The organism is Mesorhizobium sp. M1399, from assembly GCF_040317735.1.
Lineage (GTDB): Bacteria > Pseudomonadota > Alphaproteobacteria > Rhizobiales > Rhizobiaceae > Mesorhizobium.
The window spans coordinates 1-672 of record NZ_JAMYKZ010000079.1; the positions used below are offsets into that span (position 1 = coordinate 1).

Genomic DNA, 672 nt, shown 5'->3' on the forward strand with positions numbered 1-672 from the left:
TTCTGCGTGGCTCCGAAAATTCAACAGGCCATCCATCGCTTCTCGGTATCTAACCGGATCGATGGACGACGACCTTCAAGAGTACAGGGAAAAACTCGGTGCTAACCAACTCTCCAAGCTCGCCACGGCACTGTCTGATCTCCGGAGGCTCGCGCCTGGCGGTGAAGAAGTCAGAGGAGTTGGGTCCGGCCGCCCTAGTACCCTGATGCCTTATGCCGACGACGCTCGCCTCATCGAGGGCCTGCTCAATCAGGAGTTGGCCAGCCTTGGGCCTGAGTCGACGTCGAAAGAGAGGAAACCTTTCCGTGTCATCGCTAGCAGTCGACGCGGGCTCAGTGAGTGGCTCCGAAGGCAGGGAAAGGCGAGCATAGCGAGCCGAGTCAACGGCAATCAGGAGCAGACACAAGGGTTGAAGGATGATATTCTGGCATATAAGGTAGCCTATAGATGTAGGCCGAACCTCCGTTTAAACGACCTTCGGAAGTACCAGCAAGTCGTTGAGGCGAACGCTGCGTGGGGAATGCAGCCCCTGCAGCCACCGCAGCAATCTGGCAAGTCTCCAGGGGAAAGTTACGATCAGGATCGGTTGTGGGATGAGCTGCCCGACCGCGAACGGCAGGGGCCTGCGGAAAGTTATGATCAGGACGCAATTCATGACGCTGCGGATCAAGC

The 672-nt window shown here is 57.4% G+C and carries 1 pseudogene; it reads left to right on the forward strand.

From position 1 onward, the window contains the following. Window positions 1-61 precede the first annotated feature (61 nt). Window positions 62-672: pseudogene (locus NKH05_RS32995) on the forward strand (hypothetical protein); the annotation flags it as partial.